Source organism: Klebsiella sp. CN_Kp075 (assembly GCF_040065055.2).
Taxonomy (GTDB): Bacteria; Pseudomonadota; Gammaproteobacteria; order Enterobacterales; family Enterobacteriaceae; genus Klebsiella; species Klebsiella aerogenes.
Genome location: NZ_CM198050.1, coordinates 3,645,188 through 3,671,721, shown reverse-complemented (window position 1 = coordinate 3,671,721; position 26,534 = coordinate 3,645,188). Strand labels below are relative to the sequence as shown.

General features: G+C 55.7%; 22 protein-coding genes. 9 read left to right on the top strand and 13 right to left on the bottom strand.

What is annotated here, in order from left to right; translation table 11 throughout:
• The first annotated feature begins 73 nt into the window (after positions 1–73).
• Positions 74–988, top strand: coding sequence for a 23S rRNA (adenine(1618)-N(6))-methyltransferase RlmF (gene rlmF, locus ABLV78_RS17560; RefSeq protein WP_015704819.1), 915 nt, complete (start codon positions 74–76; stop codon positions 986–988).
• On the opposite strand, the gene ybiO is transcribed toward rlmF, so the two are convergent.
• The 6 genes from ybiO to rhtA form a co-directional block, all read right to left on the bottom strand.
• Positions 985–3,183: a mechanosensitive channel protein gene (ybiO, locus tag ABLV78_RS17555; RefSeq protein ID WP_047049112.1), complete on the bottom strand. Its 2,199-nt coding sequence runs from the start codon at positions 3,181–3,183 to the stop codon at positions 985–987. The two genes, rlmF and ybiO, sit on opposite strands and share 4 nt — an antisense overlap.
• Positions 3,184–3,294: 111 nt before the next feature.
• Complete coding sequence (gene glnQ, locus ABLV78_RS17550) at positions 3,295–4,017, bottom strand: glutamine ABC transporter ATP-binding protein GlnQ (protein WP_045395036.1); 723 nt, start codon at positions 4,015–4,017, stop codon at positions 3,295–3,297.
• Positions 4,014–4,673, bottom strand: coding sequence for a glutamine ABC transporter permease GlnP (gene glnP / locus ABLV78_RS17545; RefSeq protein ID WP_045364618.1), 660 nt, complete (start codon positions 4,671–4,673; stop codon positions 4,014–4,016). Before glnP ends, glnQ begins: the two co-directional genes overlap by 4 nt.
• Positions 4,674–4,798: 125 nt before the next feature.
• Entirely contained in the window at positions 4,799–5,545 is a 747-nt protein-coding gene (gene glnH, locus ABLV78_RS17540; protein ID WP_015367580.1) for a glutamine ABC transporter substrate-binding protein GlnH, read from the bottom strand.
• Positions 5,546–5,935: 390 nt separating this feature from the next.
• A complete protein-coding gene (gene dps / locus ABLV78_RS17535) occupies positions 5,936–6,439 on the bottom strand; it encodes a DNA starvation/stationary phase protection protein Dps (protein ID WP_015367579.1) in 504 nt (167 codons plus the stop codon).
• A 238-nt stretch (positions 6,440–6,677) separates the two neighbouring features.
• On the bottom strand, positions 6,678–7,565 hold the full coding sequence (rhtA, locus tag ABLV78_RS17530) for a threonine/homoserine exporter RhtA (protein WP_045364611.1): 888 nt from the start codon (positions 7,563–7,565) through the stop codon (positions 6,678–6,680).
• A gap of 352 nt (positions 7,566–7,917) precedes the next feature.
• Between rhtA and ompX the strand changes: the two genes are divergently transcribed.
• Positions 7,918–8,433 (top strand): outer membrane protein OmpX, encoded by a 516-nt coding sequence (gene ompX / locus ABLV78_RS17525; RefSeq protein WP_015367577.1) that lies wholly within the window; start codon positions 7,918–7,920, stop codon positions 8,431–8,433.
• 69 nt (positions 8,434–8,502) lie between these two features.
• Here the strand turns inward: ompX and ABLV78_RS17520 are convergent, their stop codons facing one another.
• Together ABLV78_RS17520 and mntS are read right to left on the bottom strand one after the other, a co-directional pair.
• Complete coding sequence (locus tag ABLV78_RS17520; protein ID WP_348865201.1) at positions 8,503–10,080, bottom strand: phosphoethanolamine transferase; 1,578 nt, start codon at positions 10,078–10,080, stop codon at positions 8,503–8,505.
• A 268-nt stretch (positions 10,081–10,348) separates the two neighbouring features.
• On the bottom strand, positions 10,349–10,474 hold the full coding sequence (gene mntS, locus ABLV78_RS17515; protein ID WP_045395034.1) for a manganase accumulation protein MntS: 126 nt from the start codon (positions 10,472–10,474) through the stop codon (positions 10,349–10,351).
• A gap of 186 nt (positions 10,475–10,660) precedes the next feature.
• Here mntS and mntR point away from each other — a divergent pair, with 186 nt between their 5' ends.
• The 5 genes from mntR (at position 10,661) to ABLV78_RS17490 (ending at position 15,695) form a co-directional block, all read left to right on the top strand.
• Positions 10,661–11,128, top strand: a complete 468-nt coding sequence (mntR, locus tag ABLV78_RS17510; protein WP_015367574.1) for a manganese-binding transcriptional regulator MntR — start codon at positions 10,661–10,663, stop codon at positions 11,126–11,128.
• Entirely contained in the window at positions 11,125–12,237 is a 1,113-nt protein-coding gene (locus ABLV78_RS17505; RefSeq protein WP_045395033.1) for an anion transporter, read from the top strand. The genes mntR and ABLV78_RS17505 overlap by 4 nt, the downstream gene beginning before the upstream one ends.
• A gap of 107 nt (positions 12,238–12,344) precedes the next feature.
• Positions 12,345–13,385, top strand: a complete 1,041-nt coding sequence (locus ABLV78_RS17500; protein WP_047049106.1) for an aldo/keto reductase — start codon at positions 12,345–12,347, stop codon at positions 13,383–13,385.
• A gap of 156 nt (positions 13,386–13,541) precedes the next feature.
• Positions 13,542–14,918, top strand: coding sequence for a glycoside hydrolase family 1 protein (locus ABLV78_RS17495; protein WP_047049103.1), 1,377 nt, complete (start codon positions 13,542–13,544; stop codon positions 14,916–14,918).
• Positions 14,919–14,978: 60 nt separating this feature from the next.
• Entirely contained in the window at positions 14,979–15,695 is a 717-nt protein-coding gene (locus tag ABLV78_RS17490) for a GntR family transcriptional regulator (RefSeq protein WP_045395027.1), read from the top strand.
• A 102-nt stretch (positions 15,696–15,797) separates the two neighbouring features.
• Here the strand turns inward: ABLV78_RS17490 and ldtB are convergent, their stop codons facing one another.
• Both ldtB and ABLV78_RS17480 read right to left on the bottom strand, forming a co-directional pair.
• On the bottom strand, positions 15,798–16,712 hold the full coding sequence (gene ldtB / locus ABLV78_RS17485) for a L,D-transpeptidase LdtB (RefSeq protein WP_015367569.1): 915 nt from the start codon (positions 16,710–16,712) through the stop codon (positions 15,798–15,800).
• A gap of 198 nt (positions 16,713–16,910) precedes the next feature.
• Positions 16,911–17,693: a tyrosine-protein phosphatase gene (locus ABLV78_RS17480; protein WP_047049100.1), complete on the bottom strand. Its 783-nt coding sequence runs from the start codon at positions 17,691–17,693 to the stop codon at positions 16,911–16,913.
• Positions 17,694–17,872: 179 nt separating this feature from the next.
• Between ABLV78_RS17480 and ABLV78_RS17475 the strand changes: the two genes are divergently transcribed.
• On the top strand, positions 17,873–19,465 hold the full coding sequence (locus ABLV78_RS17475; protein WP_015367567.1) for an ABC-F family ATPase: 1,593 nt from the start codon (positions 17,873–17,875) through the stop codon (positions 19,463–19,465).
• A gap of 621 nt (positions 19,466–20,086) precedes the next feature.
• Here ABLV78_RS17475 and ABLV78_RS17470 read toward each other — a convergent pair.
• Positions 20,087–22,450, bottom strand: a complete 2,364-nt coding sequence (locus ABLV78_RS17470; protein ID WP_047049098.1) for a glycoside hydrolase family 31 protein — start codon at positions 22,448–22,450, stop codon at positions 20,087–20,089.
• Positions 22,451–22,465: 15 nt separating this feature from the next.
• On the bottom strand, positions 22,466–23,767 hold the full coding sequence (locus ABLV78_RS17465) for an MFS transporter (protein WP_045374148.1): 1,302 nt from the start codon (positions 23,765–23,767) through the stop codon (positions 22,466–22,468).
• Positions 23,768–24,063: 296 nt separating this feature from the next.
• Here ABLV78_RS17465 and ABLV78_RS17460 point away from each other — a divergent pair, with 296 nt between their 5' ends.
• Positions 24,064–25,137, top strand: a complete 1,074-nt coding sequence (locus ABLV78_RS17460) for a LacI family DNA-binding transcriptional regulator (RefSeq protein WP_047049095.1) — start codon at positions 24,064–24,066, stop codon at positions 25,135–25,137.
• On the opposite strand, the gene ABLV78_RS17455 is transcribed toward ABLV78_RS17460, so the two are convergent.
• Positions 25,134–26,399, bottom strand: coding sequence for a DUF1479 domain-containing protein (locus tag ABLV78_RS17455; protein WP_047049092.1), 1,266 nt, complete (start codon positions 26,397–26,399; stop codon positions 25,134–25,136). The two genes, ABLV78_RS17460 and ABLV78_RS17455, sit on opposite strands and share 4 nt — an antisense overlap.
• Positions 26,400–26,534: the final 135 nt, after the last annotated feature.

Genomic DNA, 26,534 nt, shown 5'->3' with positions numbered 1-26,534 from the left:
AGATATCCAGACTCCCTTATTTACCGCGCCGCCGTCAACGGGTATCTTACGCGGCTGTTGAAAGGAGATTGCCATGAAAGCCGAAAAGCCGGGGTTGCACCCGCGTAACCGCCATCACCAACGCTATGATTTGCCAGCGTTGTGCCAGACTCATCCCGAGCTACAAAGCTATATCACCCTGAATCCGGCCGGTGAACAAACCATTGATTTTGCTAACCCATTGGCGGTGAAGGCGCTGAATAAGGCGCTGCTGGCGCACTTTTACGCGGTAAAACACTGGGATATTCCTGACGGCTTCTTGTGCCCGCCGGTGCCGGGACGCGCGGACTACATCCACCATCTGGCCGACCTGCTGGCGCAGGATAGCGGCGAGATCCCGAAAAACGCCACCATTCTCGATATCGGTACCGGCGCGAACTGCATCTATCCGCTGATTGGCGCGCATGAATACGGCTGGCGCTTCACCGGTAGTGAAGTGAATCCGCAGGCCTTTGCCAGCGCCCAGGCGATTATTAACGGCAACCCAGGACTGACGCGGCAAATTCGTCTGCGTCGTCAGAAAGAGGGTCAGGCAATCTTTACCGGGATCATTCATAAGAATGAAACCTATGATGCGACCCTCTGCAACCCGCCATTCCACGACTCCGCCGCCAGCGCGCGTGCCGGCGGCGAGCGTAAACGCCGTAATCTGGGGCTGGGGGAAGATAGCGTACTGAACTTTGGCGGCCAGCAGCAGGAACTATGGTGTGAAGGCGGCGAAGTGGCCTTTATTTCGCAAATGATCCGCGAAAGCCAGCAGTTCGGCCGCCAGGTTAAATGGTTTACCTCGCTGGTCTCCCGCGGCGATAATTTGCCGCCGCTGTATCGCCTGCTGACCGAAGTCGGCGCGGTGAAAGTGGTGAAAAAAGAGATGGCGCAGGGGCAGAAACAGAGCCGCTTTATCGCCTGGAGTTTTATGGACGACGCAAAGCGCCGCCGTCCATTTTAAGTCTCTGCCGCCGGGTTTGCGTTGCCCGGCAGCGGCAATAACTGCCAGGTTTGTACCGGCGCGCGCACGCCGGCGCGGTCGAAATGCTGCTTCACCTGGGTATCGAGGGCAAAGCGTACCGTCCACTGCTTCAGCGGCAGCGTCGTAAAGCTGACGCGTAAGGTAAACGCGGTATTGCTCAGCCCTACCAGCCCGGCGAACGACGGTTCGCCAATAATCAGCCCGCGGATCTCCTCCTGCGCCATCAGATCGTCTACCGCCGCCTTCAGCGCCTGATTGGCTTTATCCAGGTCCTCCTGCCTGTCGACATCATAGTTGGCGACCACCGAACCGATCCCGCGCACAAAGTTGGCGAAGGTGGTTATCGAAGACCAGGGAATAATATGGTACGCCCCGGTATCCTGGCGCACGCCCACCGAGCGGATCGACATCCGTTCCACCGTGCCGGTTAATGGCCCGATGGTCACCAGATCGCCGGTGTTCATCCCGTTCTCAAACTGGATAAAGATGCCGGTAATAATATCTTTGACCAGCGTTTGGGCGCCGAAAGAGATGGCCAACCCTAACGCCCCGGCGCCCGCCAGCAGCGGCGCGATGTTCACCCCGACTTCCGACAATAAGATCATTATCGTTATGGTGGTAATGACCACCGCCAGCGCGTTGCGAAACAGCGTCAGCAGCGTTCTGGCGCGAGCGCTGGGCAGCGGGCGTCCATGAATGTCCGATGACAGGCGGTTCTCAATCAGGCTTGCCAGTAGGGTCCAGCCGACGGCGGAGAAGAACAGGATTAGCGCGATACGAATCAGGACATCTACCGTTTTTTGCCCGGCATCATTGTGTAGCCATTGCTGAAAATCAAACAGTCCCCAGGCGCTCAGCAACAGCATCACCGCCACGCATACCGTCAGGATCCGCGCGGCTTTCAGCGAGGCGGAGATCCAGCCGTTGAGCCGCTTTTGCAGCTCCGGGTAGTGGCGTTGCGTTTCTGGCGACAGGGTGATGGTTTTGGCTATCCAGCGTGACAAAATACCGGATACCAGCGCCGCGGCGCCGACGATAGCCAGGCTACGTAGCGTCGCGCCCATCATAAATTTGAGGCTGTTGCCGGGGTCAAAGAGCGAAAAGAAGAACAGCACGATAAAGTAAGCACAGGCCAGCCAGTGCCAGACCAGCGCAAAAGCGCGAATAAACAGGCTGAAGAAAGGCAGCGAGCGGTCGGCAAGATGGATAAGCCCCTGAGTGATGGCGCGTTTGTTGTGGAAAATCAGATACAGCGCCCACACCGTAATGCACAACATTATGATGACGTTGGCCAGCGCGCCAATCTGCACGTTAACCTGATTGGAGATAATCGGCACCGCTACGATCAGCCCGTAACCAATCAGGCTACTCAAGGCGCTGAGGCGTAAGTTCCAGTACGTTGCGTGTTCGTTGCTGATATTGAAGGGGCGTAAATCGGCGATTCGCGGGCAAAAAATCACTCGCAGGATGGCTTTAAAAAACTCGATCAGCGCGAAGGCGTTAAGAAACAGGCTTTGTTGAAAAGCAATGGTGCGGTTGCCGCCGTTTAAACGATCGCTTAACAGCTGCCCGATAAACAGCGTTAGCGCCAGCAGCAGCAGGTCGATGATGAAAGCGCCAGCAATGGTGGCCGGTAACTGCAGCCAGTTATTGCGCTCACGGTTTTTGTGCCTTCCCCAATGGCCCATTTTGCGATAAAGCGGCAGCGCCGCCAGGCGTACTAACCACCAGAAGGCAAATACCAGCCCGGCCAGCAGCAGGAAGTCGCCAGCGGCATTGCGAAACGCATCGGCATGGAAAGGCTTATGCGGTGAGCCGGTGATATTGCGCCATAGCTGAGAAAACCGCGACGACAGGCGCTCGCTATACTGACGACTTACTTCCGTCACGCTTTCCAGAACGGTTTGCTCGTCTTTAACTTCTGGCGGGGTCAGCGTGGGGGCGGCGGCAGGCGGCTGGGTGGCGGCGGCTTTACGCAGCTCATCGATTAACTCCTGCCGCGACTGCGGATTATCCAGCACGTCAGCTAATGCCGCCCAGGCGGCTTTTTTCTGTTCGAGGTCAGGCTCGCTGGCTGTGCTTTTGTCGGTTGTCGCCGCCGGTATGCCGGGCAATGACGCCGCCGACAGCGGAGAAATCCACAGCGCAGCGAGCAACAGTAGGATCCACGGCATGGGCGCCTCCATTGCATCTCAAACTGCTAAGTATAGAAGGGGTCAGACGAGGAGGAGCGTTGGGATGAATCTGGAAAGCGGCTCTCCCCTTGCCGGGGAGAGCCGGGCGCATCAGGCTACGTGCTGTAAAAACTCGCGCAGACGCGGGCTTGGCGGGTTCTTAACCAGAACCTGCGGGTCGCCGTCTTCGGCGATGCGGCCTTTATCGATGAAGATCAGCCGCGACGCCACTTTTTCAGCAAAGCCGATTTCGTGGGTTACGATGACCATCGTCATGCCTTCTTCGGCCAGGTCCTGCATGACTTTCAGCACTTCATGGCGCAGTTCCGGGTCAAGCGCCGACGTCGGCTCATCAAACAGCATCATTTTCGGTTTCACCGCCAGCGCGCGGGCAATGGCGACGCGCTGCTGCTGACCGCCGGAAAGTTCGGATGGATAGTGGTGCGCGCGTTCCGCGAGACCCACCTTCGCCAGCAGCTCTTTCGCCAGCGTTTCCGCCGCCGCCTTCGACGCGCCGCGCACGCGCTGCGGGCCGAACATCACGTTCTCCAGCGCCGTCAGGTGCGGGAACAGATAGAACTGCTGGAATACCATTCCGGCTTCCTGGCGAATTAAGCGCTCGTCAACTTTCGGGTCGTTCACCTTCAGGCCATCGACGATAAGATCGCCGCTGGTGATCTCTTCCAGTTTGTTGATGCAGCGCAGCAGCGTGGATTTACCGGATCCGGACGGCCCGATGATCACGACCACTTCACCTTTGTCGATCTTCAGATCGATATCGTGCAGCACTTTAGTCGGGCCAAAGTGTTTGGAAACGTTTTTAAATTCAATCACAGGATTTTCATCCTTCTTTCAAGACGACGCAGAATGAAGCTCAACACCAGGGTGATGATCAGATAAATGACGGCGACGGCGCTCCAGATTTCCAGCGCGCGGAAGTTGCCGGCAATAATTTCCTGGCCCTGACGGGTCAGTTCGGCGACGCCGATAACGATGAACAACGACGTATCTTTGATACTGATAATCCATTGGTTACCGAGCGGCGGCAGCATACGACGCAGCGCCAGCGGCAGGATCACGTGGCGGATAGTTTCGCGACGGGAGAGCCCCAGCGCCAGACCCGCTTCGCGGAAACCTTTGTGAATGGACAGCACCGCGCCGCGGGTGATTTCCGCGATATAGGCGCCGGAGTTGATCATGATGGTCACCACCGCGGCGGTGAATGGGTCGATGCGTAAGTCGCTAAACGCCATCGGTAGCGCGAAGTAGATGAACATCACCTGCACCACAATTGGCGTGCCGCGGATGATTTCAATAAATACCAGCGCGACGTGGTTGGCTATCCAACCGCCGAAACAGCGGGCGAAACCGGCCACCAGACCGATGATAAGGCCGCCAACCAGGCCGAGGACCGAAATCCACAGCGTCATTTTGGCGCCTTCCAGCAAAATAGGAATGGCGGGCCAGATGGCACTCCAGTCAAACTGCATAATGTGTTCCTGTTACTGTTACCGTGTCGAAAGCAGAGAAAGCCTCTGCGAATACGGCGCCGGGGAATGAAACCCTGGCGCCGTGGAGCCCGCGGCGGATTGGCCGCGAGAAGTAGGCCTAATTATTATTTTGGTTCAGTACCGAACCATTTTTTGTAAATTTCGTTGTAGGTGCCGTTTTCACGCAGCGTTTTCAGCGCGCCGTTCACTTTTTCGCGCAGTTCGTCGCTGCCTTTCGGGAAGGCGATACCGTAGCTTTGCGCTTCCAGCGATTCGCCTACCGCTTTGAACTTGCCCTGACCGGCGGTTTTAATGAAGTACAGGATGTTTGGCGTGTCGTGCAGTACCGCGTCAGCGCGGCCGGTGCCCAGCTCCATATAGGCGTTATCAATGTTCGGGAACTGGCGCAGATCTTTGGTTTTGATGTTGGCTTTCGCATAATCAACGGAGCCGGTGCCGCTCTTCACGGCGACCACTTTGCCGTTCAGATCTTTCACGTCTTTGATGTCATTGTTTTTCGCGTTAACCATCACCAGCAGGCCGCTTTTGTAGTAGCCGTCGGAGAAGTCGATTGCTTTTTTACGCTCGTCGGTGATGGTGATCCCCGCCAGCGCCAGATCGATGTTTTTGGTCTGCAGCGCGGGAATGATGCCGCTGAAGTCCATTGGTTTCAGGGTGTAGTCCAGTTTCAGCTCTTTGGCGACCGCGGCCCACAGGTCAATATCGAAGCCGACGTATTTATCACCTTGCTTAAATTCAAACGGAACAAACGCCGTATCGGTGGCGACTACCAGTTTTTTATCTGCGGCGTGAGACGAAACCGCAAAAGCCAGGGTCAGTGCAGCCAGTGACACTTTTAATACAGACTTCATAGTATTTCCTTTTTTATCCACGGGACGAGCCCCTGCGAGAACGTGTAGCCTAATGAAAAAATCGTGCCAGTTTTACAAGCCATTGTTTTTCAACAGGAGCTTTCATATCGTTTGCACAATTTCGGTTATCCGATAAAGCAAATGCACCGTAACAGGGCGTCATTTTGGTGCAATATAAACGTAGCGAATAACCAGAGCATTTTTAACGCAAACCCTGATGGGAAAACAATCTTGCTGTAACGATTGTGTGAGGTGATTATTACAATTGTTTTACTTTAGTACGTATTGTGTACAAGCGCCTGCACCAAAAGAGGGCGAGCTAAGCGATTACGGGGGGAAGCGTGGGAGAAATGAAAAATGCCGCCAGCGGGCGCTGACGGCTGCGGACATTTATTCGATATTCGCTTCGATGAACCACAGGAATTTATCCAGGTCACGGGAAGCCGCGGTAAAGATATCGGCGGTGTCTTCATCCTTCGCTTCGCTGATCGCTTTACGCACATCATTGGCCACGATGGCATAACGGTCGGCCAGCTCTTTCAGATGTTCCTGAACGGTGTGAATATCCAGCGGGTAGCTTTTCAGCGGGCTTTTGCTGTTGATGACCTGAGTGGTGCCCAGAGCGACGCCGCCCAGTTGAACGGCACGTTCAGCCATCGTATCAAGGTGATCGGTGAGCGCAGTGCGGAAACCATCCAGCATTTCATGAACGGCAATAAAGTTGGCACCGCGCATATTCCAGTGGGCCTGCTTGGTAATCAGCGACAGGTCGATGAACTGGATCACCTGGCGATTCAGCAGCTCAACGGTAGCTTTCTTCTCGTTGTCTGCGACATCGTTACGGGTATAGAGCAGGTTAGACGCTTTAGTTTTAACCAGTTTTGCGGTACTCATAGTTTCATATCCTCTTGATATTGATACTCGTCATACTTCAAATTTGAATTATGTAGAGCGTTTGTCCCAAATGACTTCGGGACTAATTATAGCAAGGGATATTGGATATGAGGCATCGGCTGTCCATATCAGTCCGATAGCGCAGAGTTGTTGGCTATTTAAAAAGATTTATAAAATCAGATAATTAAAAGTAAATAGCTGGCTCGCTATGAACGCGAGCCAGTGCGGTAACAAAATCTTAATTTATATCGACTTTCTCGATTTTGCTTTGCCGCTGCATGGTCAGCGTCGAACCCATTGAGGCGATGATAATCGCCCCTAACGCCAGAGTTTGCGTCAGGGTCAGCGTCTCGCCGAGGAACACCATTCCCGACAGCGCCGCCAGCGCCGGCTCCATGCTCATCAGCGTGCCGAAGGTGCGGGTGGGCATCCGCGTCAGGGCGATCATTTCCAGCGAGTAGGGCAGGGCGGTGGAGAGAATGGCGATGCCAAGCCCCAGCGGCAGCAGCGACCATTGCAGCAGCGTATCGCTGGCCTGGACGATACCGATGGGCACAAAAATCACCGCCGCGATGAGCGAGCCCATGGCCACCGTCGCCGGGCCGTGTTCTTCACCCGCGCGCTGGCCGGTAAGAATATAGACCGCCCAGAATGCGCCGGCGCCGAGCGCGAACAGCGCGCCGACTAAATCCACTTCCCCTACGTTTTGCCCAAGCGGCAGCAGGAACCACAGCCCGAGCACCGCCAGCGCCACCCAGACGAAATCAAGCGGGCGGCGTGAACCGAAGAGCGCCACCGCCAGCGGCCCGGTGAACTCCAGCGCGACCGCGACGCCGAGCGGGATCCGCTGCAGCGATAAATAGAAGAGATAGTTCATCGCCCCTAGCGCCACGCCGTAAAAGAACAGCGGCAGCCGCTGCTGCGGGGCAAAACGTAGTCGCCACGGCTTAAAAATAACGACTAAAATTAAAGTGCCGAGCGTCAGGCGCAAAGCGGTGACGCCCGGTGCGCCAATCAACGGGAAGAGCGATTTCGCCAGCGAAGCGCCGCTCTGAATCGAGACCATGGCGATCAAAATAACCAGTATCGGCAACCACGCCGGAACTTTACGGGACGAGCCGGGCATCCTTTCTCCTGTCAGGGTTTGTCAAAAGAGGTAAAGGTTCCAGTGTACTGGAATAACCGCTTAACGGTTTAGCGATTGTTGAAAAAAGAGGGTGGAAAAACAGTACAATGGCGTAAAATACGTAGGGGAATGCCCTCACGGCTAAGAATAATCTGGATGCGCAGCGTTTGCTGCTGGCAATCGTTAAGCACTTTTTGCGCGAAAAGTGTTTGATTTCCAGATTGTTACGAAATCGTGGAAACTTTTGCTTACATGAAAAAGTATGTTAGACAATGTAAAGTCAAAAGAGTTTCCCAAAAGTTTTTGATATATTTAAGACTTAGGACTTATTAGAAACACATTTGAGGTGGTTATGAATAAAATTGCACGTCTTTCAGCACTGGCCGTTGTTCTGGCTGCATCCGTAGGTACTACTGCTTTCGCTGCAACTTCTACCGTTACCGGTGGTTACGCTCAGAGCGACATGCAGGGTAAAGCCAACAAAGCAGGCGGTTTCAACCTTAAGTACCGTTACGAGCAAGATAACAACCCGCTGGGCGTTATCGGTTCCTTCACCTACACCGAAAAAGACAACACCAGCAACGGTACTTACAACAAAGGTCAGTACTACGGCATCACCGCTGGTCCGGCTTACCGTCTGAACGACTGGGCGAGCATCTACGGCGTAATCGGTGTTGGCTACGGTAAATTCCAGAACAACAACTTCCCGAACCAGAAATCCGACATGAGCGACTACGGTTTCTCTTACGGCGCTGGTATGCAGTTCAACCCGATCGAAAACGTTGCCCTGGACTTCTCCTACGAGCAGTCTCGTATTCGTAACGTTGACGTCGGCACCTGGATTGCCGGTGTAGGTTACCGCTTCTAATCACTTCGGTGATATAAAAAATCCGCCTCAAGGGGCGGATTTTTTTTGCCTGTGATTCGGCGATGCCGTTTAGTTGACGGTAAACTCGTCGCTGCCCAGATGGTTGTAGTCCACCTTCTGTAACTGGAAATTGGTGATATACACCGGTCCGGCTTTCTGTTCTGAGATAAAGCGATAGAGCGGGGTAATTTCCTGCGCGCTGATCCCGGTCCACTGCGCGAAGAAGCTGAGAAAATCATTCGCCGAGCGGCGGGCTTTAATCATCTTATGCGCTTTATCGTCGCTGGAGAGCACCATAAACGGCACCTGGAAGTTCTGTTGATATTTGTCATCATGGGCGAGATATTGCACCGCTTTACCGCGCTCTTTAAACGCCAGACCGTGATCGGAAAAATAGGTGAGCGAGAAAGTGCTGCCGGAATTCTGCAGCTGACCGTAGAGCTTCGCCAACAGCGCGTCGGTTTGCGTCACGCTGTAGAGATAGCATGAGGTCTCCTTTGACTGCACAAAGGTGGTGTATTTGCCTTTGGTACGATCGCAGGCCTGCGGGTGCGAGCCCATGATATGCAATACGATCAGCTGCGGCTGGCTGCGCTCGACTGATAAGACTTGCTCGGTCAGTTTCAGCAGTTGCTCATCCTGAGTATTTTTATTGGCTTCAAAATCACCGTTTTTCAGGAACTGCACCTCATCGGCACGTTTGGCGATGCTAGCGATAGCGGTGTCGTATTCACCAATTTGTCCCTGATTGGAGAACCACCAGGTCTGGAAGCCCGCGCGGTTGGCGAGGGTGACGAAGTTGTCCTGATACTGGGGTTTACCGTCAACCACCCGGTTGAGGGTCAGGCCAAGCGATTTCTGCGTGGAGCCGCTGGCGGCCACGTAGTTTTTAAACAGATAGCCGTTGACCGAGCTGGCGAACGGCGTGTTGTCCCAGTGGCCACCGAACGCGCCAAGCGCATCGCGGCGCGCGCTCTCGCCAATCACCACGACATAGAGATGGTACTTCGGCTTCACCGCCAGCACGTGCCAGCTATCTTTCATGTTAGCCAACTGCGCCATCCGCGCCTGTTCATCCAGCACTTCGTTGTTATTAACGATCACGTCTTTTACGAAGCGCACGGCGGGATAACCGCTATCAATGACTTTAAAGACGCCGCCCCAGGCCAGATTCTGCACAGGCTGCAGGAAAAAGATGCCGATGCTAAACAGCAGTCCCAGATATTCCACTTTGCCAAGGCGCGCGGGCGGCTGCGGTTTGCGCCGTACGGCAATGACGCCGAGAGCGAAGATGAATACCGCCAGCAAATAGTTGTACCACGGGAAAATAGTGAGAATTTCCGTCGACTCTTCAACATTCGTGGCGTGCAGCGCCAGCAGCGTATTGAAGTTTGGCGCGCCGTAAGCCTGGCCGAAGGGATAGTACATCGCGGCCAGCAGGGAAAAGAGGCCAACTACCCCTTTTTGAACGCGCGGGAAGGTGCGCCAAAGCAGATGGAGTACGCAGGTAAACGCAACGGTATAGAGCAAGCTAAATTCATACCCAAGCGCCAGATTAATCAACAGCGACTGTAAAAAGTAGAATCCTGTCCACGGGTTCAGGGCCAGTCTGCGGGCGGCCAGCGTTTCTTTCAGAGTGACATTCATAATTCGTAATCAACAAGACGCCATGTTCGTCCCCTGGCATCAAGGGGGTAAAACCTGCTGGACAGTGCGTGAAGAGGGTCTCTGCGAGCCGCAGTAGTGGCAGGGCTGACAAACGATAGGGCCTGCGAATGGTAAGGTCAACTGTTCATAACAGATTGTTTTGCGAGAAAGCTTACAAAACTTGAAAAAAGCGCTGAAAGGCGAGGTAACCAGATAGGTTAGCGGGGAAAGATGACAAAAAAATGAAGCGGCGTACCGCGACGCCGCGTTAATGTTTAGGTTTGTCCTGCTGCGGTTTGCCGTTGATCATATCGCACAGCATGCCGATCAGCATTAAGCGTACTTTGAAGGGTGAATGGCTAAACACGTTTAAGCACCTCTTGAATTCGTTCATGGTTATTCCTCCTGCCTTTTCGCGCCGTCAAATCCGTGATGGCTGTTTGCATTACATACAGATATAGCACAGGCTATATTTTATAGCTATGGCTAAAACGTTAATTTTTTGTGCTATGGGCGCAATCCATTACAATGTGGATCCTTTTATATGATGCTTGATGCGTCACACCAACGAGGAAGCACAATGAACCGTCGCGCAGGTAAGCCCATAACTAAAAAAGTGACGCAGCTGGTTAATGTCGAAGAACACGTAGAGGGGTTCCGTCAGGTGCGCGAAGCGCATCGCCGCGAGCTGATTGATGACTATGTGGAGCTGATTTCCGATCTGATTAACGAAGTGGGCGAGGCGCGCCAGGTGGATATGGCTGCGCGTCTTGGCGTTTCGCAGCCGACGGTGGCGAAAATGCTTAAACGTCTGGCGAGCGTCGGCTTGATCGAACAGATCCCCTGGCGCGGGATCTTCTTAACCCCGGAGGGGGAGAAGCTGGCCCATGAAAGCCGCGAGCGTCATCAGATTGTGGAAAACTTTCTGCTGGCGATTGGCGTGAGTCCGGAGATTGCCCGCCGCGATGCGGAAGGAATGGAACACCACGTTAGCGAAGAAACGCTGGCGCAATTCAAGCTGTTTACCCAGAGATTACACGCAGAATGAATCTCCCTTTTGTGCAGTCGCTTGCCCGTGACCGTTTCCTGCATCTTTTGTTACTTATCGCCGTTATCCTTAGCCTGTTCGTTCCTTTCGCGCCTCAGCGCTGGGGACAGGCTATCGACTGGCACACTATTATTACTCTCAGCGGACTAATGCTGCTGACCAAAGGGATTGAACTGAGCGGTTATTTTGATGTGCTGGGGCGCAAAATGGCGCGCCGTTTCGTCACCGAACGCCAGCTGGCCATCTTTATGGTGCTGGCTGCCGCGCTACTTTCCACCTTTCTGACCAACGACGTCGCCCTGTTCATTGTCGTTCCGCTCACCTTGACGCTAAAAAAATGGTGCGCCATCCCGGTCAACCGGCTGATAATTTTTGAAGCGCTGGCGGTTAACGCCGGCTCTTTATTAACACCCATCGGCAATCCGCAGAATATCTTACTGTGGGGGCGCTCCGGGCTGTCTTTCCTCGCTTTTATCGGCCAGATGCTGCCGCTGGCGGCGGCGATGATGCTTACCCTGCTGGTGCTATGCTGGTGCTGTTTCCCCGCCGCGCGGCTCAATTATCAAAGTAGCGACAAAGCGCCGGAGTGGCGGCCGAAGCTGGTGTGGAGCTGTCTTGCTTTCTACCTTGTCTTTCTGGCGGCGCTGGAGATGAAACAGGAGCTGTGGGGGCTGGCGCTCATTGCCGTCGGATTCCTGTTGCTGGCGCGAGCGGTGATTATCAACGTCGATTGGTCGCTGTTGCTGGTGTTTATGGCGATGTTTATCGACGTTCACCTGCTGACGCAGCTGCCGGTGCTGCAGCAGTGGCTGAACGGCGTCGGCCAGCTCTCTCCCGGCGGGCTGTGGCTGACGGCAATCGGACTGTCGCAGTTTATCAGCAACGTGCCGTCGACTATTTTGCTGCTCAACTACGTGCCGCCAACGATGTTATTAGCCTGGGCGGTGAACGTCGGCGGCTTTGGCCTGCTGCCCGGATCGCTGGCGAATCTGATTGCGCTGCGGATGGCCGGCGACCGCCGGATCTGGTGGCGCTTTCATCTTTATTCCATTCCGCTGCTGATCTGGGCGGCGCTCACCGGTTACGCCTTGCTCGCGCTGTGGCGCTGATTTTCAGAGGATTGGGCAAGAAACGGGCAGGAACACCCCATTCGCGATGACGACGCTCGGGCTATAACTATCTGGCTGACGTTAATCATCCGAATGAGGACACTGCTATGCGTTATCAAAAACTGGGAAATACCGGCCTGTTTGTCTCTGAGCTGTGCCTTGGCACCATGACCTTCGGCGGCGAAGAGGGGATGTGGGGAAAAATCGGCCAGTTGCGCCAGGCGGAAGCCGAACAGCTGGTGGGGAGCGCGCTGGATGCGGGCATCAACTTCATCGATACCGCCAACGTCTATTCAGAAGGACGCTCGGAGGAGATCACCGGCCAGGCGTTAAAGAACCTGAAGATATCGCGTGAAAACGTGGTGGTGGCGACCAAAGTGTTCGGCGAAACCGGCACCGCCGGGGTGAACTCGCGCGGCAGCTCCCGCTATCACATCATGGGCAGCGTGAAAGAGAGCCTGCGCCGCCTGCAGCTCGATCATATCGATCTCTACCAATTGCACGGCTTCGATCCGGCGACGCCTATCGAAGAGACGCTGTCGGCGCTGGATACGCTGGTGCAGCAGGGGCACGTGCGCTACATCGGCGTTTCTAACTGGGCGGCCTGGCAAATCGCCAAAGCGCTGGGCATCGCGGAACGCCTTGGGCTCTCGCGCTTTGCTTCTCTGCAGGCTTACTACACGATTGCCGGGCGTGACCTGGAGCGCGAACTGGTGCCGATGATGCAAAGCGAAGGTCTCGGCCTGATGGTCTGGAGCCCGCTGGCGGGCGGTCTGCTGAGCGGTAAATATCGCCGCGATGGGCAGGCGGAAGCGGGCGGTCGTCGCCTGGAGTTTGACTTCCCGCCGGTGAATAAAGATCGCGCCTTTGACTGCATTGATGTCATGCAGGTGATAGCCGAAGCGAAAGGGGTGTCGGTGGCGCAGATTGCGCTGGCGTGGCTGCTGCATCAGCCGGCGGTTACCAGCGTTATTATTGGCGCCAAACGGGCCGAACAGTTGCAGGATAATATTGCGGCCACCGCTATTCGCCTGAGTGAAGATGAGTTACGCCAGCTTGACGCGGTCAGCGCGCTGCCGCGCGAGTATCCGGGTTGGATGCTGGAGCGCCAGGGGGAATATCGCCGTAAGCAGCTTGACGCGCAGTAACGCCGTTTTTTCCGTGCTTATAAAGATCGCCGCTTGCGGCGATCTTTTTTGTTTGTATGGCTCACAGAAAACGATCCTGCTTTTGCTTCGGCGGTGGTTTTTCTGTATATGACTAGTCATAACTTTTAAATGACTAGTCATATACAGAGGCGAACCATGAAAGACAAACTACCGGCCGATTTTTTATGGGGCAATTCGGTCTCCAGCATGCAGACCGAAGGAGCGTGGAATGAAGGGGGGAAAGGGATGTCGGTGTACGATATCCGTGAACCGTCGGAGTTCGCCTCGGACTGGAAGGTGGCGACCGACTCTTACCATCGCTTCCGCGAAGATTTCGATTTAATGCAGGATCTGGGCATGAACTGCTATCGCTTCCAGATAGCCTGGAGCCGCGTCTGCCCGCAGGGTGATGGCGAGTTCAATGAAGAGGGGATTGCGTTCTACCATCAGTTTATTGATGAGCTCATTGCCCGCGGTATTGAACCAATGATCTGCCTCTATCACTTCGATATGCCCTTGTCGCTGGCGGAGCGCTACAACGGTTTTACCGACCGCCGGGTAATGGACGCCTTTATCCGCTACGGTCAGAAGATGATCGACTGCTACGGCGATAAGGTGAAGTACTGGCTGACCTTCAACGAACAGAATCTTTACCATTCGCCGGAGGCTTTTCTGATCACCGGCTATCTGCGTGGCGATAAAACGCTGCGCGAGCTTTACCAGATCCAGCACCACGTGATGATGGCCCACGTCCATCTCACCGACTATCTCCATCAGGCCAAACCGCAGTGTCTGATGGGCGGAATGCTGGCCCATGCGCTGGTCTATCCGGCGACCTGTAAGCCGCGCGATATTCTGTGCGCCCAGCAACTGGACGAGTTTTTAAACCAGAACCTGCTGCGCGCCTACGCGGGCGAGGGTTATAGCCCGGAAGTGATGCATTTTGTCGCCCGTGAAGGCTTTGACGATATCTATCGCCCTGAAGATATCGCGCTGATGGCGACGGTGAAGGTCGACTATCTGGCATTCAGCTACTACGCCAGCCGCGCGCTCAATAGCGACGCGATTCCGCCGGGTACGGCGGTGAACAACTACATGTTATTCGGCAACCAGGACAATCCGTACCTGAAAGCGACGGAATGGAACTGGCAGATCGATCCGCTGGGATTCCGCATGATCATTACCCGCTATTACAATGACTGGCGGCTACCGGTCTTCCCGATTGAAAACGGTATCGGGGTAATCGAATCCTGGGACGGCGAAAACCCGGTCGCCGATGATTATCGTATTGCCTATCACCGTGATCATATTAACGCCATGAAAGCGGCAATGTTTGAAGACGGGGCGCAGGTAATAGGCTATCTCGGCTGGGGATTAATCGATATTCTTAGCTCGCAGGGCGACATGCGTAAACGCTACGGCGTGGTGTACGTCAATCGTGAAAACCACGATCTTAAGGATCTCAAGCGGGTACCTAAGAAAAGCTATGCGTGGCTGAAGCGGGTTATCCACAGTAATGGCGAAGAGATGTAACGGCGAGCGGGCGGTGTATGCCGCCCGCCAGCCATTCACAAAATGTTAAAGGATCGGAGAATGACGGCGAAGTATCTTAATATCGCGCGGGAAATAAAAAAGCGGATCATTAGCCAGCAGTATCCTGCCAGCGCGCCGTTACCCGACCAGTTTGCGCTGGCGGCAGAGTTCAATACCAGCCGGATGACCATCCAGCAGGCAATGCGTCAGCTGATTGTCGAGGGTCTTATCTACACCCGCAAAGGTCAGGGTACCTTTGTACGGAAAAATTTCCTCCAGCTATCGCAGTGGGAACTGCCCGGCAGCGACTATTTTGGCGCCACTAAAACCTGGGAGCATCTTGGCGAGGTGCAAAGCGAAGTGCTGCGCTTTGAGCTGCGTTTTCCCAGCGAGAAGGAGCAAAGTTCGCTGCTGATCGACGCCGATGCGCCGGTGTATGACTTCGTCCGCCTGCGGTTGCTTAACGGCGAGCCGGTCTCGCTGGATCTTACGGTAATGCCGGTGGCGCTGGTGCCGGGGCTCAATAAAAGCCATCTGCAGAGTTCGGTGTTTCGTTACGTGCAGGAGACGCTGGGGCTGAAGCTGATGGGGTCTTATCGGGTGGTGCGGGCGAAGAAGCCGGATGATCTGGATAAATTACATCTTAACTGCGAGCCGACCGATCCGGTGCTGGAGGTTGAGCAGGTGATTTATCTGGAAGATGGTACGCCGCTGGAGTACGCGCACTGCCACTACCGCTACGATCATGGCGGGGTCATTCTGGTCAATAACGGCTAGCGGGAAGATTTGCCCTGCTGGCGCTGCACTTAGCAAGGTTACGGTTGAGCAGATAAAAAAACGGCGGGCACCTGGCCCGCCGTTTTCATGTGCTAGCTGAAATTAGTTCAGGCGCACCGGCATCCCTGAACGGTTCTGGATCGCCTGATCCATTACGCTCTGGTCAACGTCAGGCTGGCTGGTCACCGACTGCACGGCCTGAGTCAGGCTGATAGGCACGATTTCGCCGCCTTTGAACTGCGCTTCGGTGGTCGACAGCGGGTTGTGTACTTCGACGTAGCGGCTGCCATCCGGTTCGGTCGTGGCTTTCACTGGCTCATCGATAAACTGCACGCGGGTGCCGACCGGCACGTTCTCAAACAGGAATTTGATGTCTTCGTTACGCAGACGCACGCAGCCGTGGCTCACGCGCAGGCCGATACCAAAGTTGGCGTTGGTACCGTGGATAGCGTACAGACGACCGATATACAGCGCGTACAGGCCCATCGGGTTATCCGGGCCTGCTGGCACGACTGCCGGCAGCGGGTTGCCTTCCGCGGCGTATTCGGCGTGCATTTTCGCCGTCGGGGTCCAGGTCGGGCCCGCTTTCTTACGTTCAACTTTGGTCGTCCAGTTGATCGGCGTATCTTTGCCCAACTGGCCGATACCGATCGGCAGTACGATCACGGTATTGGTGCCTTTCGGGTAGTAGTACAGACGCATCTCGGCGCTGTTGATGACGATACCTTCATGCACGGTGTCCGGCAGAATCAGCTGTTGCGGAATATTCAGCACGGTGCCGCCTTTCGGCAGGTAGGTATCCACGCCCGGGTTCGCTTCCAGCATGTTGGACAGACCCATCTGGTATTTGGCAGCGAAATATTCCAACGGCTGTTTATTATCGTCTGGAATAGTAATGACCTGGTTCTGGCCAATCAGACGGCTGCCGTCGGTCGGCAGAGGATAGGTAACAGCTGAAGCTGTGTTGCAAAAGCCCACGATGGCGAAGGCTGCCGCTAAGAGTGTCGATAATTTCATATTCTTCATGTCGTGCGCGGTGTCAACGCCACACGGGCCTTGTTAGATATTCAGATAGTAGATGGGAGCGCATTATATGTGCTTTCCGATAAACAGGTAAATCAGATGTGTACGAAATCACAATTTTTTCCTGTTGCTACTAGTGTAGTGCGCTACGCGCCGCTTTCACGGCGAATTGTCTGGTTATCGAAACGCGGATTAATCTTCCAGCAGCCGCGACTGTAACGCTTCGCGCGCCTGCGGCGTCAGGCGATATTCCTGCTCCAGCCAGCGGTCGACATGACCGTAACGTTGTTCAATGCTGGACAACGCGGTCGCCAGATACGACTCCTGGACGGTCATGATGGCGGCGAGATTTTTACGTCCGTTATCATTAAGGCCTTCGCCGAAGGTGTCGAGCAGGAATCCTTCGACCTGCGCCAGCATCCCCTGGGTCAGCAGATACTCTTCCATGACCGTATTGCTATCGCAGCCGAGCGCGAACAGCGTCAGGGCGCAGCCGACGCCGGTACGGTCTTTACCAACCGCGCAGTGCTGCAGTAGCGCGCCGTCGAAAGGTTCCATCAACCACTGAGTCAACTGGCGATAGGCGGCGTTATCAAACGGCAACTGACGGTAGAGCTGTAGCATAAACTGCTCGCCGTCCATGGTGTTGAGGGTCGCGGCGTTAAACTCGGTGACTTTCGCATTGACGCTGCTGGAAAGCGGATTGGCCGGAGCGTTGAGGTAGAAGGCTTCGCTATTTAGCCGGTCAGGGCTGCGATTGACCTCTGTCGGATCGCGATAATCCAGCACCCGGCTCAGCGGAATAGCGCTGAGATGATTGAGATCCTCCGGCGTCATGTTGTGCAGCGAACCCGAGCGCAGCAGTTTGCCAGAACGTACGCGCCGGCCATCGGCCGCGCGTTGACCGCCGAGGTCGCGAAAGTTGATGCCGCCTTGAAGCGAGATAAATGCAGGATGGCTGGTGCGGGTGGTCATAAATTCCCTCTGAATTGCGGATAATTATTATGTCTTAGCAATCGGTCATTTTGCGGTAAAACCCTGACCATAGCATAGTTATTGGCGGGCTTTTTACCGCAGTCCGTGAAAAGTGAACCATTTGCTGGCATAATGTCTGGTTCATCACATCCCTAATTCTCTATTTTCAGGATATCCTCGTGCTAGTATCCAGCAACGTCACCATGCAGTTTGGCAGTAAGCCGCTGTTTGAAAACATCTCCGTCAAATTTGGCGGCGGCAACCGCTACGGCCTGATTGGCGCCAACGGCAGCGGCAAATCCACGTTTATGAAGATCCTCGGCGGCGATCTTGAGCCGACGCTGGGCAACGTGTCTCTCGACCCGAACGAGCGCATCGGTAAGCTGCGCCAGGATCAGTTCGCCTTCGAAGAGTTCACCGTGCTGGATACGGTTATCATGGGCCACGGCGAGCTGTGGGAAGTGAAGCAAGAGCGCGATCGCATCTACGCGCTGCCGGAAATGAGCGAGGAAGACGGCTATAAAGTGGCCGACCTGGAAGTAAAATACGGCGAGATGGACGGTTACTCCGCCGAAGCGCGCGCCGGCGAACTGCTGCTCGGCGTCGGTATTCCGGTGGAGCAACATTACGGCCCGATGAGCGAAGTCGCGCCGGGCTGGAAATTGCGTGTCCTGCTGGCGCAGGCGCTGTTTTCCAATCCGGATATCCTGCTGCTCGATGAACCGACGAACAACCTCGACATCGATACTATTCGCTGGCTGGAGCAGGTGCTGAACGAACGTGACAGCACCATGATCATCATTTCGCACGACCGTCACTTCTTGAACATGGTCTGCACCCATATGGCGGATCTCGATTACGGCGAACTGCGCGTGTATCCGGGCAACTATGACGAATATATGACTGCGGCGACCCAGGCGCGTGAGCGTCTGCTGGCCGATAACGCCAAGAAGAAAGCGCAAATTGCCGACCTGCAGGCCTTTGTTAGCCGCTTTAGCGCCAACGCTTCAAAATCGCGTCAGGCGACCTCTCGCGCTCGTCAGATTGATAAAATTAAGCTGGATGAAGTGAAAGCCTCCAGCCGTCAGAACCCGTTCATTCGCTTCGAACAGGATAAGAAACTGTTCCGTAACGCGCTGGAAGTGGAAGCGCTGGCGAAAGGTTTTGATAACGGCCCGCTGTTCAAAGGGGTTAATCTGCTGCTGGAAGTCGGCGAAAAGCTGGCGGTACTGGGGACCAACGGCGTCGGTAAATCAACGATGCTGAAAACGCTGGTTGGCGAACTGGAAGCGGACAACGGTACCGTTAAGTGGTCCGAAAACGCCCGTATCGGCTACTACGCGCAGGATCATGCCGAAGATTTCGAGAATGACCTGACGGTCTTTGACTGGATGAGCCAGTGGAAACAGGAAGGCGATGACGAGCAGGCGGTACGCAGTATCCTCGGTCGTCTGCTGTTTAGCCAGGACGATATCAAAAAGCCGGCGAAAGTCCTCTCCGGTGGCGAGAAAGGTCGCATGCTGTTCGGTAAGCTGATGATGCAGAAACCGAATATCCTGGTGATGGATGAACCGACTAACCACCTGGATATGGAATCGATCGAATCGCTGAACATGGCGCTGGAAATGTATCAGGGCACCCTGATTTTCGTTTCTCACGACCGTGAGTTCGTGAGTTCTCTGGCGACTCGCGTACTGGAGATCACTCCGGAACGCGTAATCGATTTCAGCGGCAACTACGAAGATTACCTGCGCAGTAAAGGTATCGAGTAATCCCTCTCCGTTACCCGGGTAGCGGCTGCGCCTTACCCGGGTAATCCGAGGTACCGTTTTTTTGTCGGGTGGCGGCTAACGCCTTACCCGACCTACGGTCCTTGCGACCTGCCTTTAATGTCTTCACCGCGCTGGCTGAAACTGCCGGTGTTGGTGGCCTCAAAATCGCTGAGACGTTCCCGGAAGGCCGGGGCAGCCCGCATGGATGCGGGCTGAGGGCCGTGTTTTGCACGGACGCTGCCTCGGCCCGACCCGAAGCCTGAAGGGATAAGTCGAAGGAACCACGAAGTGGCGATTTTGGCGGCCAGAGCCCGGGAGTACAGAGGGCGGCGGCGACTGGCCGCCCTCTGTGCGCTTCCTGCGCCATGCGAGCCATAACGCAGAAGACATTTCGGGAGCGCAATAGGCTCTGAATTAATACAAAACAACTGTTTTTCCCGGACCAAAACCGTTGCAAACCGATAGCAGTATCTACCCGCGGTGCCGTTTTTTGTCGGGTGGCGGCTAACGCCTTACCCGACCTACGGGGTGACCAAACCGCACAGTGTTGTAGCCCCGGTAAGCGGTAGCGCCACCGGGGATTTCGAGGTCACCAATACCGGCGGTTTCAGCGGGCCTTGGTCAGAGCATCCACTCCGTTCCTTCGACGCCATTCACCAGCAGTTGCCGTTTTTCTCCCGCCGGTAATGACAGCTTCAGCGCTTTCCAAGCCGGGCGATAGTTGCCGCGAGCATTGATATTCAGGTTTATGCTGTTGGCGCTGCAGGTCATTTCCCACTCCAGCCATAGCGCATCACCTTCTTTATAGCCCCAGCTTTCACCGTCGTCTTCAAACAACAGACCGCGGGTTGAGCCGGTACCTTTCAGCGGGAACAACTGCAGTTCGCGACGATCGTCTTTTTGCGCATCGACGTGGCTGATACGTTCACTGAGCGGCAGACCGGCGCCGGCGCGGACCAGCAGCGGCAGTTTTTCCAGCGGCGCGTCCAGCGTTACCCACTGACCGCCGGCAAACCACTGGTGGCTGTAAAAATCGTACCAGCCGTCCTGATTATCGGGCAGCCACAGCTGGCGCTGACGGGCGCCGGGCTCGACCACGCTTGCTACCAGTAGATCGCGCCCCAACATGAAGTCATCACACTCGGCGAAGGTCTGGGTATCGTGCTGGTGATCGAGGAAGGTCGGGCGCAGCATGGGTTCGTCATCGGCATGCGCCTGCCATAACAGGGTGTACAAATAGGGCAGTAGACGGTAGCGCAGCTCGATGGCTGAGCGGATCGCCGGGGTGATTTCCGGATACATCCAGGGTTCATTGACCGTCTGGTCGTCATTCCACGAGTGAATGGTAAAGCGCGGATGCATCACGCCGTTTTGCACCCAGCGAACGAACAGTTCTGGCTCGGGTTTATCGCCGGAGAAACCGCCGACGTCATGGCCGACGTTAAACAACCCGGAGAGACTCATCCCTAATCCCATTCGGGTGTTATAGCGCAGCGTATCCCAGTTGGTGCGGTTGTCGCCGCTCCAGGTCTGTACGTAGCGCTGCATCCCGGCGCAGCCGGAGCGGGAGATCAGATACGGGCGCTTTTGCGGCGCAAAGCGCTGCTGCGCTTCCAGCGAGGCGCGCATCATCAATAGCGGCATCACCGGACGAATATGCTTAATGGCGATTTCGCGGCCAAAGCCGTAGCAGCGGGCTTCGCCGTCCCATACCTCATATTCGTTGTTATCGTTCCAGGTCGAATCGATACCCATCTCCAGTAGCTGGGTGGTTACGCCTTCCTGCCACCAGGCCACGGTGTGCGGGTTGGTGAAGTCGAGATGCGAACCTTCATCGTCCCAGAAGCTGGAGCGCTCCGGCGCATCGGTTTGCGAATCGCGAATAAACAGGCCGCGTTCCGCCACTTCGCCATAGCGCGGGTGATCCTGCAGCAGGCACGGTTTGATATTGGCAGCCAGTTTCAGCCCGGCATCGTGGAACGACTGGCTCATCACTTTTGGCTGCGGCACCTTGTCGTAGTTCCAGTTAAAGACGTAGCGCTTGCCGTTGATTGAGGTATAGCCGGAAGAGAGCTGGAACGAATCACAGGGGATCGCATGCTGCTCGCACAGGCGGATAAAATTCATCAGCTGATTTTGCGCATCCGGCGCGTCAGTATAGTGCATCGTCGAGCCGCTGTAGCCGAGGCTCCATTTTGGCCCAAAGAGGGTTTTACCGGTCAGACGGACGAACGCCTTGGTCACATCCAGCACTTGCTTACCGGTAAACAAGTAATAATCGATGTCGCCGGCTTCCGCCTGCCAGCGGCGATAGGCGGTGTGGTAGTTGTCGATTTCGTTACCCAGATCCAGCCAGCAGCTGCTCAGGTTGTCATAGAACAGGCCGTAGCTGATATCGCTGCGCTGCGTGATGGTAAACGGAATATGTTTATACAGCGGGTCTGTGCTGACGGCGTTGTAGCCCATGGCATCGAGGTTACGCATTTCGTAGCGCTTACCGTTACGCTGCAGGTCGCCGGCCTTTTCACCCAGACCATAGAAACGCTCATCTTTACGACGGCTGAGATAATGGGCGACGCCATCCCCGTGGGCATTTGCCAGATAGGCGCTGGTTGGGCGGTCATTGGCGAGCGTCTGCCACTCGCCGGCGTCGTCGCGATAGCTCCACTCCAGCCAAAGCGGCTGGTGGACGGTGACGCGCAGCTGGCTGGTGGCGATGGTCAGCGCGTCATCTTCTTTGGTCATCTGCCAGGCCGGGAGGCTAAAACCGCTGAGGTCATCCCGCGCGCGGCCTTCCCACGGTACATCCTGCTGCGGGGCGATACTCCAGGTGCGATCCAGCGCCAGTTGGCCCTGGCGCTTCAGCAGGACGCGGAATAAATTCTCTTCCAGCACGTACAGACACAAAGTGTGCTGACCATCAACGGTCAATTCAACGTGATGCTCCAGCTGTTGGTGCAAACTCCAGTGTTTCAACGTCTTCATATTTTACATCCACTCTCAGGCGCGCTTGGCGCGACGTTCAGCAATAAATGCCACCAGGAAAACGGCGCCAATCAGGTCAAAGAACCCCATGGCGATAAACAGCGGGTTGAAGCCGATTTTGTCGGCGGTCACCCCGATTAATAATGAGAACAGGAAGCTGGCGATCCATGCCGCGGAACCGCGCATACCGTTGACCGTCGCCATTTGTCCCTTGTCGAAAGACTCCACCACCAGCGCGCTGAGCATGCAGGAGATGATCTGGTGGCCGAAACCGCCAATGGAGATCAGGATGATGGTGATATAGGGATCGCGGGTAATAGCGACCAGCGCCAGCGAGATCATCAGAAACGCGCCGGTAACGGAACTGGCGATGACCGAGTTGACTCGCGTACAGCCGAACCAACGGACGTACAGGCGGGTGAGGTAGCCGCTGACCACGCTGCCAAGATCGGCGGCGAGGAACGGCAGCCAGGCGAACATCGCTATCTGCTTAAGATCCATACCGTGCTCTTTCGCCAGGTACAGCGGCACCCAGAAGCTCAGCACCGCCCAGGCGGGCTCGGCCATAAAAGCGGGGATGGCGATACCGTAGAAACGTTTGTTCTTCGAGACGGTTTTTAGCGCGGTAAAAAAGGGCAGCTTCACCGGCGGCGCTTCGTTGTCCTGCTTGATGTACTCCAGCTCGCTTTGGCTGAGATTCGGGTGTTTTTCCGGGCTCTGGTAGAACGCCCACCACAGCACGACCCACAGCAGCGCCAGCACGCCGGTAAACATAAACGCGCCCTGCCAGCCGAAGGAAGCGTGGGCGAAGTAGATGATAGGCGGCGCCAGCATTGCGCCGATAGAGAAGCCGACGCCAGCCCAGCCGGCGGCGATCGGCCGTTCGGATTTCGGGAACCACTCGCCGATGGTTTTAGCGTTAGCCGGGGTGGCGGCCGCCTCCGCGCCGCCCATAAAGAAGCGTAAAATAGCCAGATGCAGCCAGCTGCCTGCTCCGGCGTGCGCGATACAGGCTACCGCCCACAATGTGGCGCAAACCATAAAGCCCAGCTTAAGCCCGATGACGTCGATAAGCCAGCCGCACAGCGGTTGAAAGATGGTATAAGCCAGCTGAAATGCGCCGACGATCCACGAATATTGCTCGGTGGTAATACCGAGAGTGGCTTTCAGTTCCGGGGCAATAATCCCCAGCGAGTTGCGTGTGATGTAGTTGACGGTGACGCCAAGTAAAAACAGCACCAGCACCCACCAGCGCAGGTTTTTCACCACCCGACGCGTTTTGCTGACTGCCATATCATTGTTGAGGCCTTGACTCATAGAACTCTCCACAAGACGTTGTAGGGGGAAGTGACGCTTCAGCCGCTGAGTCGTCACGTAATAGTTCTAACCATTTGAATTATTTGTTTTTATTTCAATATCTATTGGTATAACTAGTATGGAAGATATTGGACCAATTCAAAATAAGGGAGAAAGGCGGCGGGCAGTAGCGCTATTTATGCAAAATTTTTCATGAGATGACGGAGTTCTCATAATTTGCCGGAGTATTTGCTTGTTGGTCAGGGTTTGGCGACTATGAAAATTCTTTCATTTTTGAATTGGAGCTGGATCACAGAATGGATAAAAAGCTGCGAGTCGCCGAAATTGCCGCCCGCACCGGGCTGTCAGCCAGTACGGTTTCGCGCGTCTTAGCCGGAAAAGCGAATACCAGCGAAAAGGCCCGTCAGGCGGTATTGGCCTGCGCCCGCGAGCTGGGGGTTATGCAGGGATTGGCCGCCGGGCGGCTACTGTTGAATAATCTGCTGATTTTTGCGCCGCAGCGGGCCTTCGACGAACGCTCAGATATCTTCTACTACCGCGTCATCCAGAGTATCAATAACGCGCTGGCGCCGCATGAAGTGCGTCTGCGCTATTGCGCGCTGGAAGAAAACGACAGCGACGCCAATCTGTTTCTGGCCCGCATGAACGAGACCGATACCCAGGCGGCGGTATTACTGGGGATCGACGATCGGCATATCCACGCGCTGGCGGCGGATCTTGGCAAACCTTGTGTATTAATTAACTGCCGGGATGAAGGGATGCGTCTCCCCTCCATTGCGCCTGACCATCGGCTGATTGGCCAGTGCGCCGCTCGTTATCTGTTTGATATGGGCCATCAGGCGGTAATGAACGTGATGTGCCTGCGCCGCTATACCATGGAGCTACGGCTGGTGGGTATTAAAGAGGCATGGCGCGCGCGCAACCTGCGGTTTACCGGTAGCCGCGACCTGATTAGCGTCGCCAACTTTAGCGCCCGAGAAACGGAAGAGCAGGTCGGGGCCTGGCTCGACGCTTTACAGGGGCGCCCGATACCGACGGCGTTCCTGGTGGGCGGCGATTTTATGGCCGCCGGTACCGTCAGCGCGCTGCAAAAACGAGGCCTGCGGGTGCCGCAGGATGTCTCGGTGATGAGTATCGACGGTTTTAATCTGGCGGCGATTCAGGACGTGCCGCTAACGGCGATTCATGTGCCGCGGGATGAGCTCGGCAGCGAGGCGGTGCATCTTTTGCAGCAGCGTCTGCTGCGCCCGGAAGCGCCGCACGGCTCGCTGCTGCTGCACGGCGCCCTGGTGGTACGCGATTCGGTGCGGCGGATCCGGCCTGGCAAGAGCCATACCGCCGTAGAACAGCAAGGTCTGTATGATGATTAGACCTTCATGCCCAATGCGCGTTTGCCGTGATCGTTAAGATCGGCAACGGTGAAGCGCGCCTGCCAGTCGCATTCGTAATCTTCACGCGGGAAATCCCCCGGCGAGGCGCCTTTTTCCAGGGCGATTTTTACCTTCTGCGCATAGGCGAGATTCTTCTCGCACATCGGCGCGGCTGGGATGTACATGACGTTGCCCCAGCCCTGTTGATTTTCCACCGGCGCGACCGAGTGAATGACATCGCAGTGCCACCAGACGGAATCACCGGCATTTAGAGCGGGAATCGAGCTTAGCGCTTTGATGAGCAAAGGATGCCATTGCTCAGAGATAGGCAACACCTTGCCCGGCGCGACGCCGCACAGTTCATCTTCCGGCACATCATCCAGCAGCGGACGCAGCAGTACGTAAGCCATTGCCTCCGGGATCGGCACCACGTGCAGTAGCCCTTGACCGGGGATCATGTCCGACAGCGCCGTCCAGCCCTGGAAGGTGCGGAACACCGAACATTTGGTGGTGTTATCGACGGTGTACTCTTCCACTTCGGTACGGTGCGCCGCGTCCCACGGATCGTAGGCGTCGATATTGCCATTAAAGACGTTGGCGAAAACCTGCTGATAGGCGGGAAGCAACCAGCGCTCGAGCGCCCCGGAATCGGTATGCGCACCCAGCCCCTTTGACGTGGTTCCCGGCGGGCGGCGGCGGATGCGGTCAGGGTAAATCACGCTGACATCCGGATCGAACCAGCGTTTGCCGTCCTGTTCGAAGCGCCACAGGCGGTTAAGGAAGGATTGTACCGCCGCCATTTCATCGCTCTGGCGCGCCTGCATTTGCGAGGGTGACCAGTAGATCGGATAGATCTCCGGGCGCGAAGCCTCCAGCGAGCCGAAGAAGCTGTCGCCAGGCCCTTTGTAAACGTCGTCGAAATGGTTCAGATCCAGGTATTCCAGCATCGCGTTATCCCAGGCCAGCGCCTGTTCGCGCGGGTAGTGGCCTTTGATAACCGCGCAACCGCGGCGCTTAATCGCCTCACGCTGCGCATCGCTCACTTTACCCTGGTCGATATCGCTAAACGGGATCGTCGGCCAGACCTCCTGGCCTGCGGCTTTCAGGGCGTTAATCTCGTCCAGGCGCTCGCTGATACGCGCCGAGAGTTTATCGAACACTGCCTGGACATCGCCGATTTGCGCCCGTAGAGCCTGTTTCATCTGGCGAATCGCCGCTTTATGGTCGGCAGGTAATGTTTCGTGGGTAGGGAGAGCAGCCATAATCACCTCGCTGTATCTTTCATTCGAAAGTATTAAATCTTACAAACGTTAATTTAAGTTAAATTAGAGTTAATGCAAGTTTAAAATTATGCAGCGGCGCACAAAATGGAAAAGCCGGGGCTTGATGCCCCGGCA

Coding starts and splice junctions, on each gene's coding strand:
- ABLV78_RS17480 (WP_047049100.1), bottom strand. CDS start 17,693: ATGACCACCCGCACCAGCCATCCTGCATTTATCTCGCTTCAAGGCGGC.
- glnP (WP_045364618.1), bottom strand. CDS start 4,673: ATGCAGTTTGACTGGAGTGCCATCTGGCCCGCCATTCCTATTTTGCTG.
- rlmF (WP_015704819.1), top strand. CDS start 74: ATGAAAGCCGAAAAGCCGGGGTTGCACCCGCGTAACCGCCATCACCAA.
- ABLV78_RS17465 (WP_045374148.1), bottom strand. CDS start 23,767: ATGAGTCAAGGCCTCAACAATGATATGGCAGTCAGCAAAACGCGTCGG.
- ABLV78_RS17500 (WP_047049106.1), top strand. CDS start 12,345: ATGCGTTATCAAAAACTGGGAAATACCGGCCTGTTTGTCTCTGAGCTG.
- ABLV78_RS17490 (WP_045395027.1), top strand. CDS start 14,979: ATGACGGCGAAGTATCTTAATATCGCGCGGGAAATAAAAAAGCGGATC.
- ybiO (WP_047049112.1), bottom strand. CDS start 3,183: ATGCCGTGGATCCTACTGTTGCTCGCTGCGCTGTGGATTTCTCCGCTG.
- ABLV78_RS17455 (WP_047049092.1), bottom strand. CDS start 26,399: ATGGCTGCTCTCCCTACCCACGAAACATTACCTGCCGACCATAAAGCG.
- ABLV78_RS17505 (WP_045395033.1), top strand. CDS start 11,125: ATGAATCTCCCTTTTGTGCAGTCGCTTGCCCGTGACCGTTTCCTGCAT.
- mntR (WP_015367574.1), top strand. CDS start 10,661: ATGAACCGTCGCGCAGGTAAGCCCATAACTAAAAAAGTGACGCAGCTG.
- rhtA (WP_045364611.1), bottom strand. CDS start 7,565: ATGCCCGGCTCGTCCCGTAAAGTTCCGGCGTGGTTGCCGATACTGGTT.
- ABLV78_RS17470 (WP_047049098.1), bottom strand. CDS start 22,450: ATGAAGACGTTGAAACACTGGAGTTTGCACCAACAGCTGGAGCATCAC.
- ABLV78_RS17495 (WP_047049103.1), top strand. CDS start 13,542: ATGAAAGACAAACTACCGGCCGATTTTTTATGGGGCAATTCGGTCTCC.
- dps (WP_015367579.1), bottom strand. CDS start 6,439: ATGAGTACCGCAAAACTGGTTAAAACTAAAGCGTCTAACCTGCTCTAT.
- glnH (WP_015367580.1), bottom strand. CDS start 5,545: ATGAAGTCTGTATTAAAAGTGTCACTGGCTGCACTGACCCTGGCTTTT.
- mntS (WP_045395034.1), bottom strand. CDS start 10,474: ATGAACGAATTCAAGAGGTGCTTAAACGTGTTTAGCCATTCACCCTTC.
- ABLV78_RS17520 (WP_348865201.1), bottom strand. CDS start 10,080: ATGAATGTCACTCTGAAAGAAACGCTGGCCGCCCGCAGACTGGCCCTG.
- ABLV78_RS17460 (WP_047049095.1), top strand. CDS start 24,064: ATGGATAAAAAGCTGCGAGTCGCCGAAATTGCCGCCCGCACCGGGCTG.
- ompX (WP_015367577.1), top strand. CDS start 7,918: ATGAATAAAATTGCACGTCTTTCAGCACTGGCCGTTGTTCTGGCTGCA.
- ldtB (WP_015367569.1), bottom strand. CDS start 16,712: ATGAAATTATCGACACTCTTAGCGGCAGCCTTCGCCATCGTGGGCTTT.